Origin of the sequence: Halolamina rubra (genome assembly GCF_000739555.1) — an archaeon.
GTDB lineage: Archaea > Halobacteriota > Halobacteria > Halobacteriales > Haloferacaceae > Halolamina > Halolamina rubra.
Map to the genome: position 1 here is coordinate 1 of NZ_BBJN01000037.1, position 12,539 is coordinate 12,539.

Annotated in this window: 14 protein-coding genes and 1 tRNA gene; 6 read left to right on the forward strand and 9 right to left on the reverse strand. The window is 71.2% G+C overall.

The features are described from left to right. Positions 1–32: 32 nt before the first annotated feature. A tRNA-Arg gene (locus tag ACP95_RS10510) sits at positions 33–132 on the reverse strand. Between the two features lie 84 nt (positions 133–216). Between ACP95_RS10510 and ACP95_RS10515 the strand changes: the two genes are divergently transcribed. Genes ACP95_RS10515 through ACP95_RS10525 form a run of 3 tightly spaced genes read left to right on the forward strand, consistent with a single transcriptional unit; the run spans position 217 to position 1,689 of the window. Continuing rightward, the gene (locus tag ACP95_RS10515) at positions 217–795 is read left to right on the forward strand and encodes an AAA family ATPase (RefSeq protein WP_049981163.1); all 579 of its coding nucleotides are present in this window, start codon (positions 217–219) and stop codon (positions 793–795) included. Beyond that, positions 792–1,208: an RNA-binding domain-containing protein gene (locus tag ACP95_RS10520; RefSeq protein WP_049981164.1), complete on the forward strand. Its 417-nt coding sequence runs from the start codon at positions 792–794 to the stop codon at positions 1,206–1,208. The genes ACP95_RS10515 and ACP95_RS10520 overlap by 4 nt, the downstream gene beginning before the upstream one ends. Positions 1,209–1,212: 4 nt before the next feature. Beyond that, positions 1,213–1,689: an HPP family protein gene (locus ACP95_RS10525; RefSeq protein WP_049981165.1), complete on the forward strand. Its 477-nt coding sequence runs from the start codon at positions 1,213–1,215 to the stop codon at positions 1,687–1,689. A 96-nt stretch (positions 1,690–1,785) separates the two neighbouring features. Here ACP95_RS10525 and ACP95_RS10530 read toward each other — a convergent pair whose 3' ends face one another. The 3 genes from ACP95_RS10530 to ACP95_RS10540 all read right to left on the reverse strand — a co-directional run bounded on the left by ACP95_RS10530 (position 1,786) and on the right by ACP95_RS10540 (position 5,188). Then, a complete protein-coding gene (locus ACP95_RS10530) occupies positions 1,786–3,024 on the reverse strand; it encodes an MFS transporter (protein WP_049981166.1) in 1,239 nt (412 codons plus the stop codon). A 76-nt stretch (positions 3,025–3,100) separates the two neighbouring features. Next, positions 3,101–4,483, reverse strand: coding sequence for a signal recognition particle protein Srp54 (locus ACP95_RS10535; RefSeq protein WP_049981167.1), 1,383 nt, complete (start codon positions 4,481–4,483; stop codon positions 3,101–3,103). 51 nt (positions 4,484–4,534) lie between these two features. Further along, the gene (locus tag ACP95_RS10540; RefSeq protein ID WP_082224660.1) at positions 4,535–5,188 is read right to left on the reverse strand and encodes a twin-arginine translocation signal domain-containing protein; all 654 of its coding nucleotides are present in this window, start codon (positions 5,186–5,188) and stop codon (positions 4,535–4,537) included. A gap of 118 nt (positions 5,189–5,306) precedes the next feature. On the opposite strand from ACP95_RS10540, the gene ACP95_RS10545 reads away from it, so the two are divergent. After that, a complete protein-coding gene (locus ACP95_RS10545) occupies positions 5,307–6,221 on the forward strand; it encodes a DMT family transporter (protein WP_049981168.1) in 915 nt (304 codons plus the stop codon). Positions 6,222–6,291: 70 nt separating this feature from the next. Here the strand turns inward: ACP95_RS10545 and ACP95_RS10550 are convergent, their stop codons facing one another. After that, positions 6,292–7,599 (reverse strand): metalloregulator ArsR/SmtB family transcription factor, encoded by a 1,308-nt coding sequence (locus tag ACP95_RS10550; protein WP_154018525.1) that lies wholly within the window; start codon positions 7,597–7,599, stop codon positions 6,292–6,294. A 164-nt stretch (positions 7,600–7,763) separates the two neighbouring features. Here ACP95_RS10550 and ACP95_RS10555 point away from each other — a divergent pair, with 164 nt between their 5' ends. Next, positions 7,764–8,936, forward strand: a complete 1,173-nt coding sequence (locus ACP95_RS10555) for a PGF-CTERM sorting domain-containing protein (protein ID WP_049981170.1) — start codon at positions 7,764–7,766, stop codon at positions 8,934–8,936. Between the two features lie 36 nt (positions 8,937–8,972). On the opposite strand, the gene ACP95_RS10560 is transcribed toward ACP95_RS10555, so the two are convergent. After that, the gene (locus ACP95_RS10560; RefSeq protein WP_049981171.1) at positions 8,973–9,494 is read right to left on the reverse strand and encodes a hypothetical protein; all 522 of its coding nucleotides are present in this window, start codon (positions 9,492–9,494) and stop codon (positions 8,973–8,975) included. A gap of 80 nt (positions 9,495–9,574) precedes the next feature. Here ACP95_RS10560 and ACP95_RS10565 point away from each other — a divergent pair, with 80 nt between their 5' ends. Further along, the gene (locus ACP95_RS10565) at positions 9,575–10,729 is read left to right on the forward strand and encodes a PQQ-binding-like beta-propeller repeat protein (protein WP_049981172.1); all 1,155 of its coding nucleotides are present in this window, start codon (positions 9,575–9,577) and stop codon (positions 10,727–10,729) included. Between the two features lie 14 nt (positions 10,730–10,743). Here the strand turns inward: ACP95_RS10565 and ftsY are convergent, their stop codons facing one another. The 3 genes from ftsY to rpl18a are packed head-to-tail and all read right to left on the reverse strand — an operon-like array spanning position 10,744 to position 12,449. After that, on the reverse strand, positions 10,744–11,811 hold the full coding sequence (gene ftsY, locus ACP95_RS10570) for a signal recognition particle-docking protein FtsY (RefSeq protein ID WP_049981173.1): 1,068 nt from the start codon (positions 11,809–11,811) through the stop codon (positions 10,744–10,746). Positions 11,812–11,817: 6 nt separating this feature from the next. Beyond that, positions 11,818–12,273 carry a prefoldin subunit alpha gene (gene pfdA / locus ACP95_RS10575; RefSeq protein ID WP_082224661.1) on the reverse strand — a complete coding sequence of 152 codons (456 nt, stop codon included), beginning with the start codon at positions 12,271–12,273 and terminating at the stop codon, positions 11,818–11,820. After that, entirely contained in the window at positions 12,273–12,449 is a 177-nt protein-coding gene (gene rpl18a / locus ACP95_RS10580) for a 50S ribosomal protein L18Ae (RefSeq protein ID WP_049981175.1), read from the reverse strand. Before rpl18a ends, pfdA begins: the two co-directional genes overlap by 1 nt. Positions 12,450–12,539: the final 90 nt, after the last annotated feature.

The window sequence follows — 12,539 nt, forward strand, 5'->3', positions numbered from 1 at the left end:
TCGACACGCTTCGCTGTCGCTCAGCGGTCTCACGGGCGCGGTGGGATTCGAACCCACGACCACCGGATGGCTCCCCCCTGGGGACCACCGGGGTTAGAAGTCCGACGCTCTGTCCAGCTGAGCTACGCGCCCTCACCGGACAGTCTGGCTCCGAGCGCAAAAACCGTCGGGTTCGTCCCGTAGCCCTTAACCCCGCCAGCCGAGAACCCCGAGCCGATGCGAATCATCGGCACCGTCGGGCTGCCGGGCAGCGGCAAGGGCGAGGCCGCCGCCGTCGCCCGGGAGGAGGAGATCCCCGTCGTGACGATGGGCGACGTGATCCGGGCGGAGACCCGCCGGCGCGGGCTCGACCCGAGCGAACACCACGGCGAGATCGCGGGCAAGCTCCGCGAGGAGGAGGGCGAGACCGCGATCGCCGACCGCTGCATCCCGATGGTCCGAGAGGCCGCCGAGGAGCAGGACGGCGACCCCGTCGTGCTCGTCGACGGCCTGCGCTCGATGGCGGAGGTCGAGCGCTTCGTCGACGCCTTCGGCGACGACTTCCTGCTGCTGTCGATCGAGGCCCCCTTCGAGCTCCGCGCGAAGCGGCTGGGCGACCGCGGCCGGGAGGCCACGGACCTCGACCGCGAGAAGCTCCGGGAGCGCGAGGAGCGCGAACTCGGCTTCGGGATGGGCGAGGTGATGGACGCCGCCGACCTCACGATCGAGAACGACGACTCGCTCGAACGGTTCCGCGAGCAGGTCCGTGCCGTGCTCGACGCCGGCGCCGCCGCGGTGGAGGGTGAGAACGAATGATCTACAGCATCGACGTGACGATCGAGGCGCCGGTGCAGGCGACGGAAGTGCCCGAGCGCGTCGAGGACGCCGTCACCAACCTGTTCCCCGACGCGGAGTTCCGGCGCGAGCCCGACCGCTTCGTCGCCGAGAGCCACTCGCTCGACGCGTTCTCCGACGTGCTCCACGAACAGGAGATCCTCGACACCGCCCGCCGGGAGTTCTTCGACGGGATGGACGAGGAGGGGTTCGCGTTCGCGCTGAAGAAACAGCCCGCCTTCGAGGGCGTGGTCAACTTCGCGGTCGGCTCCGAGGACGAGCTCGGCGACATCCGGGTCCGCGTCGACGTGCGCGAGCCCGACGTGGAGTCGTTCGTCGACCACGTCGCCCCGCCGACGGAGGAGGGGCGCCCGATCGACCCCGACGACCGCTGAGTCGATGGACGGCTCGGTCGAAGTCGGCGCCCGCGCCGGCGCGCTGCTCGCGGCGACCGGCGTCGCCGCCGTGCTCACCGGGAGCCCGTTTCTCTTCCCGAGCCTCGGCCCCTCGGCGTACCTGCTGGCGACGGCGCCGGAGGCGCGAGCCAGCCGGCCGCGGAACGTGCTCGGCGGCCACGCCGTCGGCGTCGTCGCGGGGCTGCTCGCGACCCACCTGATCTCGCCCGGGCTGGTCGTGATCGAACCGCTCCCGCCGCTCTCCCCCGCGATGCTCCGGCTCGGCGCCAGCGCGATCGTCTCGGTCGCGCTGACGACCGGCGGGATGCTGGCGACGGGGTACGAGCACGCCCCGGCGTGTGCGACGACGCTCATCGTCGCGCTGGGGCTGCTCTCGACGCCCGCCGAGGGCACGATCGTGCTCGCCGCGGTGCTGCTACTGCTCGGCACCGAATCGCTGTTGCCGGCGACGAGGGCGTGAGCGAGGCGGCCACCGCACGGCGGCTGTCGGTATCGAGCGGGATCCACACCCCCGTAACTCCACGTCGTCGCCGCGGGTGAACGACCGGGCGACGACCTACTCGCTCCCGCCCAGCACCGCGATGACGCCGAGCAGCGCGAGCGCGACCACCATCCCGCCCCCGAGCGTCGCGAACGCGGCGTCGTACCCCCGGGTGTCGATCAGGAAGCCGGTCACGCCCGGCGCGACGGCGCCGGCGGTCATCAGCACCGTCCGCACGACGCCCAGCCCCCCGCCGGCGGCGTCGTCGGGCAGCAGCGACATCAGGAACGCGCTCCGGACCGGCCGGAACCCGTGGGCGCCCAGCCCGAACACGACGACGGCGACGGCGACGGCGACGACGCCCTGCACCGAGAGCAGCAGCGCCGCGCCGGCGACGGCGGCGCCGACGGTGACGAACAGCATCGGCAGCCGCCCGACGCGGTCGGTGAGCTCCCCGGTCCCCAGCTGGATCAGCGAGACGACGAACAGCCCGGAGTACAGCGTGTTGGCGACGCCCTGCTCCAGCTCGGCGGCCTCGGTCAGGTACAGCGGGAGGAACGCTACCACGCCGTTGTACGCGAACGCGAACGCGACGGTGACGCCGACGAACAGCCCGACCCGCGGGGCCGTCATCAGCCGCAGGTAGCCCGCCAGCGAGCCGTCGGTGTCGCCGTCACCCTCGGTCGCCCGCGACCCGTCGCCGTCGAGATGCCGGGGCGTCCGGCGGACGAACAGCACGGTCAGCGCGGCGACGAGCAGCGCGCTCGCGAGGAAGAGGCCGCGCCAGTCCGGCAGCGCGTACGTCACCGCCAGCGGCGCGGCGACGCCGCCGAACGCGGCGACGGTGTCGAGCACGCCCAGCGCGCGCCCCGGCCGCTCCTCGTGGACCGCCGCGAGCAGGCGCACGGCGACGGTCTTGTGCGCGCCGGTGCCGACGCCGATCAGCAGCATCCCGCCGACGATCGCGAGGAACTCGCCGGGCACCGACGCCACGGGGCCGGCCGGGAGCGAGAGATCCGGGAGCGGCACCGGCACGACGAGCGCGAGCGAGCCGAGGCCGGCGACGACGGCGCCGCCGGCGATCACCCGGACCGGCCCCTGTCGGTCGGCGACGACGCCGGAAGGGAACTGCATCAGCGCGTACACCGTCATCAGCGCGGAGAACGCGAGTCCGGTCGCGGTGTTGGAGACGCCGAAGGCGGCCTGGAACGGCTCGAACAGCGGCGGGAACAGGTAGCGGACGAACTTCGCCATGAACCACAGCAGCGACGTGAGGATCAGCGCGTCGTAGCGTTCGAGGCGGCGAAGCTCCATTCGGGCCGCGATACCCCGGCCGCGGGGAAAAAGCGCGCGGATGCGGCGAACGCGGTCGGGGCGTCGACGCCCGGGCTCAGAACGGGCCCATGCCGCCCATCCCGCCGCCGCCGTCGCCGCCCTGCATCTTCTTCATCATCCGCTGCATGTCGCCGTCGCCCATCCCCTGGAACTGGCTGAGCGTCTGGTCCATCATCTTGTGCTGCTCGAGCAGCTCCTGGACCGTCTCCTCGTCGGTGCCCGAGCCGCGGGCGATGCGCTGGACCTGCTGGGCGCCGATGCCGCGGGGGTTCTCCAGCTCGTCGTCGGTCATCGAGTCCATGATGACCTCGAAGTTCCGCATCCGGTCCTGGGTGACGTCCATCGCGTCGTCGGGGAGCTGGTCCATCATCCCGCCGCCCATCCCGGGGATCATGTCCATCACCTGGTCGAGCGGCCCCATCTTGTTCATCGCGTCCATCTGCCGCTGCATGTCCTTCAGGGTGAAGTTCCCCTGCAGCATGTCCTCGGGCTCCCAGTCGTCCTCCTCGTCGCCGGTCTCGGCCATCGCGCGCTCGACGCGCTCGGAGAGCTGCTTGAGGTCGCCCATCCCGAGCAGCCGGGAGATGAACCCGTCGGGCTCGAAGCGCTCGATGTCCTGGACCGTCTCGCCGGTGCCGAGGAAGGCGATGGAGGAGTCGGTCTCGTTGACCGCGGTCAGGGCGCCCCCACCCTTGGCGGTCCCGTCGAGCTTCGTGATCGTGACGCCGTCGATGCCGATCGCGTCGTCGAACTCCCGGGCCTGCTCCTTGGCGCCCTGCCCGATCGCGGCGTCGAGCACTAGCAGGTTGCGGTCGGGGTTCACCTCGCTCTCGATCTCCTCGATCTCGTCGATGAGCTCGGTCTCCAGCGCGTGTCGACCCGCGGTGTCGACGATGTGCACGTCGGCGTCCGACGTGGCTTCGAGCCCGTCGCGGGCGATCTTCACGGGGTCCTCGGCGTCCGGGTCGCCGTAGAACTGCACCTCGGCGTTCTCGGCCATCTGCTTTGCCTGCTGGTAGGAGCCCGGCCGGAACGTGTCGGTCTGGATGACCGCGGGGCGCAGCCCCTTCTTCGAGAACCACCAGGCGATCTTGGCGGCGGTGGTGGTCTTCCCGGAGCCCTGGAGCCCGGCGAGCATGATCGTCTGGGGCTCGAGCGGGATCTCCGTGGAGTCGCCGACGACCTCGACCATCTCCTCGTAGACGATCTTGAGGATGTGGTCCCGCGCGGAGGTGCCCCCGGGCGGCTCCTCGTTGAGCGCGCGCTCCTCGATGTTCGAGGAGAGATCCATCACCAGGTCGACCTCGACGTCGGCCTGGAGCAGCGAGCGCTGGATCTCCTTGACGATCTCCTGGACGTCGTCCTCGTCCAGGCGGGACTTCCCGCGGAGCTTGTCCATCGTGCCCCGCAGGGAGCTCCCGAGGTTGTCGAGTACCATCTTACCTCTCTCTTGACGGTCGACCCATAAACGCTTGTCCGTCCCAGCGGGCTACAGCGGCTCGACCCGCACCGAATCGAGGTAGTGGGTCGCGTCGGCCTCCCAGACCACGGTCACGCCGAGGGAGAGAAACAGCGTCTCCGGCACCGACGCGGGCTCCCACGTGAACCGGTACTCCCGCCAGCCCTCCGCGAGATGCAGCGGCTCGCGCAGCCCGCCGTACGGCGCGCCGTCGACGTTCGTGGAGTTCTGGCCCGGGTCCGGGAAGTCATTCTCGCCCTCCGGCGCCTCGGGGCCGAGGGAGGCGACGACGTTCCTGAGGGTGTTGAACGACTCCGACTGGCTCCAGGCCTGGAACGTCACCTGGAACGAGTCGGCGTCGCCCGGCGAGAGCTCGGTCGTCGCCCACGCGGTGCCGTCGTCGTGGTCGCCCTCGGTGAACACCTCGAGGCTCCAGTCGCCGTCGGCGGCCTGGGTTTCTGAGCGCTCGATCGCCCACTCGAAGTCGGACAGCTCCGCCTCCGGGCCGATGTGGGCCGCGGTCTCCCAGCCGTCGAGCCCCTCCTCGAAGCTCTCGGTGAGCAGCGGACCGTCGGCGCCGTCGCCGTTCCCGGGCAGCGTACAGCCCGCGAGCGCGGCGCCGAGACCGACCGCCGTCCCCGCTTTGAGCGCGTCGCGGCGGCTCAGGCGCGTGTCGTCGTTCATACAGTACCGAACAGTCAGCGAGCTAACTCTCTTTCGTCTCGATCGATCGGTATGAGCCGGCTACCGGAGCGAAGGCACTGGCTTGTTTTGTGCGCCCTCGACAAAAACCACTCCAACAGTGTCTCGCAACCGGACGATCGGGTTGTTCCTCCTGGTCACGCTGCTGTTCGGGTCGGGGTTCCCGGCAGTGAAGACCGGCCTCTCGTTCATCCCGCCACTGCTGTTCGCAGCGAGTCGGAGCTACCTGGCCGCCGTGCTGCTGTTGATCTACGTCGGCGCGACGACGGCGTACTGGTACCCCCGTTCTCGAGGCGACGTGACGGCGGTACTCGCCGGGGGGCTGTTTCTGGTCGGCGGAACGGGGCTGGGCTTCGTCGCCCAGCAGTTCATCACCGCCGGCGTCGCTGCGATCATCTTCAGTCTCGCCCCCATCATCACCGCGGTGCTCGCGTGGCCGCTGCTCCCGGCGGAGCGGCTCGCCGGCCGCGACTACGCCGGTGTTCTGGTGGGCTTCGTCGGCATCGCCGTCGTCATCCGTCCGGACCCGGCGGGCCTTCTCGACCCGGAACTCGTCGGGAAACTACTCTTCTTCGGCGCCTTGGTCGTCGTCGAACTCGGGGCTGTCCTCATCAGACGGAGCCAGCCGTCCATGCCGATTCCGGCGCTCACCGGCTGGGCGATGTTGCTCGGGGGGACCGTCCACGTCGTGTTAGCGATGGCCGTGGGCGAATCGATCGCGAGCATCCAACCGACGCCGCTGGCACTGGCGATGGTGGTTTACCTCAGCGTCTTCATCGGGGTGTTCGGGCTCGTGACGTACCTCGTGCTGATGGGCGAGGTGGGGCCGTTGAAGGCGAACTTGACGACGTATCTCACCCCCATCGTCGCCCTGGCAATCGGCTGGGTACTGCTGGGCGAGCGCATCCAGCCCCTGACTCTCGTCGGCTTCGGCATCATCGTCGCGGGATTCGCGCTCCTGGAGAGCCGGGAGATCAGCGCCGAGCTCGTCAAGTACCGCACCCTGTACAGGTAATCACGTCGACGGGTCTGGCGCCCAGTGAGAGTCGACCTGCATCGGTATCACGCCGTCCCCGTTCGCGGCCCTACGCCCGCTTGGGCTGTCGCCCGGAGCCGTCGCCCCCGAGCGCGTTCGCCACCTCGGGCGTCAGCTCGCTGTACACCGAGCGACCCTCCCGCTCGCGCTCGACGAGCCCGTCCTCCGCCAGTCGGTCGAGGTGGTGGCTGACCGTGCTCACGTCCCGCTCGAGCTCCTCCGCGATCGCCGAGACCGACGCCGGCCCCGTCTCCGCGAGGCAGTCGATGACCGCGGCCGACGCGTCGTCGGACAGCGCCGCCGCGAGCGCCTCGTCGGCGTCCAGCGAGAAGTAGCGCCGCTTCCCGCGGACGTTCGCGGTCGTCACGACGCCCTCGCGGACGAGCACGTCGAGGTGGTGCCGGACCGTCGACGTGGGCACGTCGGCGCGGTCGCTCAGCTCCGAGAGGTAAGTTCCGGGCGAGGCGTCGATGAGGTCGTACAGCTCCGCCCGCGTCTCGTGGGTCAGCGGGTCGGAGTCGTCGTACCGGCTGTAGCCGACCGCCGCCAGCAGGCGCGGGAGCCACCCCCGGCCCGTGCGCCAGAGCCGTGCGAGCGGCGACGGGAGCCGCGAGGCCGTCGCCGCTGCGTCCGGGACGAGCGCGAGCAGCGTCGCCGAGCGACGGGCGAGCAGCGTGACCGCGGCGGCGCCGAGCCCGGCGAGCGCCGCGCCGGCGGCCGCGGTCGGCACGTCGCTCCCGCTCCCCGAGTCGGGGCCGTCACTGTCGCCCCCGACTCCGGCGCTGGCGTTCCCCTCGGTCGTCCCGCTCGGCGTCGACGTCCCCGCGGCCGTGGCGTCGCTCGCGGTCGTCGCGCGCAGTAGCCGCGTCTCCCCGTCCGCGGTCGCGTCGGCGGTGACGGCGAGCGTGTCGCCCCCGTCGACGGTCGCCGAGGCGGTGCCGCCGGAGTCGTCCACCGCGAGTTCCGCGTTCCCGGACGTGGCTGCCACGGAGCCGTTCAGGGTGGCGTCGACGGTCGGCTCGTCGTCGGCCCCAGCCTCGACGCTCCCGCTCGCCGTTCCGCCGTCGACGCCGGCGTCCACCGTCACGGTGGTCCCGTCGTCGGTGACGTTCGTCGTCGTCCCGCCGTCGAGCGTCTCGGTGGTCTCGTCGTCGACCGTCTCCGTGGTGTTCGTGGTCCCGTCGTCGATCGTCTCCGTCGTGTTCTCGACCGTTTCGTTCAGCGTCGTCGCCGTGACTGTGTGGACGCCGTCGACAGCCGTCGCTGTCACGGTGCCGTGAGCCGACCCGCCGGCCGCACTCGTCGGCGCCGCCCACGCGCCGCTCGCGACGAGCAACGCGACGGCGAGCGCTGTCACTGTCCCCCTCACGACGGTCACCCTGGGCGACTCGTTCCAGGCACGGTGTTGAATACTTTTTTGCCGATCGTGGGTCGTGTCACCGACACGCGGAGCGGCTCGAGCCGGACGTTTGGACGGGTTTGTCAGAAACTACTTTTCCGGACGCGGGGGAGCGTCGGTGGATGCAACGAACCACGATCGCGGTCCTCGCGTCGGTACTGCTGGTCGTATCGGCGGCGGGGGTCGGCTCGGTCGCCGCGCAGGACGCCGAAGCGTACTCCGGCACGAACGTCACGTTCGAGACGGAGAACGGTGCCGTCGTCGACTACGCGGTCGACGGACAGACGATGATCGAGTCCGTCGAGACCCAGTCACAGAGCAGCGCGGAGAGCGAGGGCTCCGTCGAGGCGGGCGTGAGCCTCTCGGCGGTCACTGACGTCTCCGGCTCCGCGCTGTCCGTCGAGTCGACGACCGAGACGAGCGCGAGCGTCAGCGCCGAGAGCGGCGCGGAGATGACCGCCCACGACAACGAACACGGGATCCTCGTCGTCAGCTCGGGCGAGGAGTCACAGTACGTGACCGCGAACCTCTCCAGTTCGACCGAGGCCGAGCAGTCCGGCGAGAGCCGCGTCGTCGTCACGAAGGAGGACGGCACGCAGGGGACGTTCATCGTCGTCGGCGACGGCGAGGTAACCGTCAACGAGGCGGGCAACGTCTCCGCCGACCTCGGGCAGGACGGGACGCTCGTGTTCCGCTCCTACCCCGACGAGCGCTCCAGCGAGGACGAGCAGCAGGAGCAGCTCATCGCCGACGGCACGGCCGCGGCCGAGGTGTACGTGATGAACTCGGCCGAGTCGGGCAGCGAGAGCGGCGGCGAACTCGCGACCGACGTGGTCACGTACGGGCAGGACACGACCGTCAACGTGACCGAGCGGAGCGAGGGCACCGTCCGGATGACCGTCGAACGCTCCCAGGAGCAGGGGAAGGTCGTCATCACCTCCGTCTCCGAGGAAGCGATCAGTTCGACGGAGGACATGCAGGTGACCGTCGACGGCGAGGCCGCCGCGCGGGCGTCCTCCTACAGCGAGCACGAGAGCGCCGCCGACGGCGGCGACCGCTCGAAGTTCCTCGTGAAGCAGTCCTCGAGCGCCGAGGCGAGCGCGGACGTGCTCGTCGCGATCAACGAGTTCTCGAGCAAGGAGGTCGCGATGACCGAGGGCGGCGGCGGCAGTGACGGCGACAGCGCCGGCGGCAGCGGCGACGACGCCACGAGCACGAGCGCGCCGGGGCTGGGCGTCAGCGCCGCGGTGCTCGCGCTGCTGAGCGTCGCGATGCTCGCGCGCCGTCGGGCCTGATCCGCGTCGAACTGCTTCTCAGACGTTTCTGCGGCGTCAGTCGTTCGCGAGCGTCCACACGTCCGCCTCGTCGCCCGTGCGCGTGTCGCGCTCGCCGACGCCCTCGATGAGGTCGCGTGCGAACGACGCCGCCTCCTCAAGATCCGCGGGAACGCCGGCCTCAAGCCGGCCGAACGCCAGCTCCGCGCCGGTGCCGAGCGCGACCGGCGAGTCGTCGATGACGCTCCCGTCGGCGTACACCGCGCGGACCCGCGCCCGGCCGTCGTCGTCCCGCGCGGCGACGGCGGCGTCGGTGCCGACCTCGCTGGCGACCTCGGTCGCCAGCTGGGTGAACGGCTCGATCCCCGGGTTCCCGCCGTGGTCGGCCTCGTACCCCCGGCGCTTCCCGTCGAGCTCCCGCCGGAACCGGTCGGGGTCGTCGACGGCGGCGCCGCCGCAGTCGCCGAGGTCGACGATCCGGTTCGCGCTTCTGCTGCTGACGCGGTCGTTGCTGACGACGAGGCGGTCGGCGGCGACGACGGCGCCGCCCTCGGTCTCGAACGCGACGACGGTGGGCATGGGGACGCGTTGGGGCCCCTCGGTGAAAACCTCCGCCCCGCGTCGGTGCCGCCAAGTGCCCCCGCCACCAACGCCGGCCAATGCCCTCCCGACGCGATCTGCTCGCGACCATCGGCGCCGGCGCGGCGCTGGGGCTGGCGGGCTGTGCGAGCCGCGACTGTACGCCGATCGAGCCCGCGGGGACCGACTGGCCCCAGCCGGGCGGCGACTCCGGCAACACCGCCGCGATCCCCGACGGCTCGCTCCCCGCCCGCGTCGGCGACCGCTGGCGCGCCTCGATCGTGCCCGACGCCGACCTGCTCGCGTTCGCGGGTGCGGTCGTCGACGGCGAGCGGATCGTCGGGCTCGGCCGGATCGCCGAGACGGGGCTGTACACCGAGTACGACCTCGCGGACGGCAGTACGGGAACCCGCGTCACGGTCCCCGAGCGGATCGCCAGCCCGCCCGTCGTCGTCGCCGGGTTCACCGCGGTCGTCGCCGCGACCGACGACGGCGCCGAACTGCGACTGCTCAGTAACGGGACGGAGTCCGGTCGCTACGCGCTGGGCGCTGCGCCGGCCACGCCGCGGGCCGCCGGGACGACGCTGTTCGGCGGCGACGCCGACGGCGCGTTCGCCTACGAGGTGACCGACGGCCGGGAGCGCTGGCGCCGCGAGTTCGGCGACCAGCAGGAGGGCGGCGCGGTGTCGTTCTCGCCGGCCGTCGACGACCGGCGGGCGTACGTGACGGTGACCAGTTCGAGCGACCGCGGGATCTACGCGCTGAACCGGCTCCACGGGGAGACTGACTGGTCCGTCACGGGCCCGCGGGCGACCCGTGCGCCCGTCCGAGCCGGCTCGCTACTGCTCGTCCCCACCCGGAACGAGCTGCTGGCGTTCGACGCCGAAACCGGGGAGCGCCGCTGGTCGACGCCGACGCCGGCCGACCGGCGGACGTTCAGCTCGCCCGCGGGGACCGAGGCGGGGCTGGTCGTCGCCGACGGCGCGGCGATCCACGAACTCGACCCGGAGACGGGCGAGCTCGGCTGGTCGGTCGACTTCGAGGGGGTCGGCCGCCCCCTCGTCGTCGGCGACGCCGTGCTCGCGTCGAACGACGGCGCGACACGGGCGCTCGAACTCGGGGACGGGAGCGAGCGCTGGCGGATCGACGACGTGTCGCTCGTCGCGCCGCTGGGGAACGGGGTACTGGTGCGTCGGGGGGACGAGCTGATCGCGTGTACTGCCTGCGAGAACTGACGCGGAGAAGCGGGCTACTCCTCGTCGGCGAGTAGCTCCGCGACCAGCGCCTCGGGGTCGAACTCCTGGAGGTCGCCGTACCCCTGGCCGGTGCCGAGGAACAGCACCGGTTTGCCCGTCACGTGGGCGATGGAGATGGCGGCGCCGCCGGAGGAGTCGGCGTCGGCCTTCGTCAGCACCGTGCCGTCGATCTCGGCGGCGTCGTCGAACTCCTTGGCGCGCTCGACGGCGTCCTGGCCGGCGACGGCCTCGTCGACGAACAGCGTCATCTCGGGGTCGACCACGCGGTGGATCTTCTCCAGCTGCGTCATCAGGTCGTTGGAGGTGTGGAGGCGACCCGCAGTGTCGCCCAGCACCACGTCCACGTCGTTGGCCTCGGCGTACTCGACGCCGTCGTAGATGACCGCGGCGGGGTCGCCGCCCTGCTCGTGGGCGATCACCTTCCGGCCGACGTTCTCGGCGTGCTCGGTGATCTGCTCGCTGGCGCCGGCGCGGTACGTGTCGCCGTTGGCGAGGACGGAGCTGTACCCCCGCTCGCCCAGCCACTCGCTCATCTTGGCGATGGAGGTGGTCTTGCCGACGCCGTTGACGCCCGTGAACACGATCGTCACGGGCTTGTCGGCCTCGGCGATGCGCTGCTCGAAGTCGAACTGGCCGACGGAGATCACGTCGACCAGCGCGTCGTGGAGCGCGTCCTCGACCAGTTCGGCGGTCGTGTCGACCTGCTTGCGGCTCTCGCCGATCAACTGCTCGCGGACGGAGTCGAGGATCTCCTCGGCGACGCTCATCTCCACGTCGCTCTCGAGCAGCGCCATCTCCAGCGACCAGAGCGGCTCCTCGAGATCCTCCTCCTCGATGATCACCCGCCCGGTCGCGAAGGCGGCGGCCTGGCGCAGGCGGCCCGGGCCGCCGTCGTCGTCCTCCTCGTCGCTCGACTCGTGGTCGGGCGCCGCGGCGGGCGTCGAGGACTCCTCGTCGTCGGCCGCCTCCGCCTCGGCGGCGGCTTCGGCCTCCTTCTCCTCGACCTCCTCCTCGACGTCCTCGCGGAACGAGCCGAGCTTATCCTTCAGTCCGTCGAACATGGGGCCTTACTCGTCGTCTTCCGCCTGCTGCTGCATCTGCTGCATCTGCTGCTGCTGCATCTGCTGCTGCATCTGCTGGGCGCGCTGTTCGAGCTCGGCGCTCTCCTCCTCGAGGTCGGAGATCTCCGAGCGGACCTCGCTGATGCGGTCGTCCAGCGACTCCTTCTTCGACTCGAGCGCGTCGACGGCGTCGGTGCTGTCCTGCTCGGCCGCGTAGCCGCCGCCGAGGTCGACGATGACCTCGTCGATGTCCTGGACCTCCGCGCGGACGTAGGCGCCGCCGCCGAGGGGGACCTGCACCGTCGAGCCGGTGTCGAGGGTCTCGATCGCCTCGATGGCGTCGTCGACGCCCTGCTTCTCCGCCTGGAACTCCTCGATCTCGGCCTCCTTCTCCTCGATCTCGACGTCGAGCTCCTCGAGCTCCTGGGAGAGCTGCTGCAGCTGCTGCTGGCCACCGCCCATCATGCGGCGGTCACCTCCTCGATCTCGATCTGCGTGCGCTTGAGGTTGTGCTCGGCGCCGAACTGGGAGAGCACGTGCTCCTGGGCGACCGACTCGTTGTCCGCGTCGACGCTCCGCTCGAAGGCCTGGCGACCGTCCCGGGCCTCGAACGTACCGCTCACAGTAAACTGACTCATACCCGAAAATGGCCGGGCGAACGGGAAGTAGCTTCCGAAAGGGTACTCCCGGGCTCTGGGCTCACCACAGCCACGGCATCGAGCTCTGCG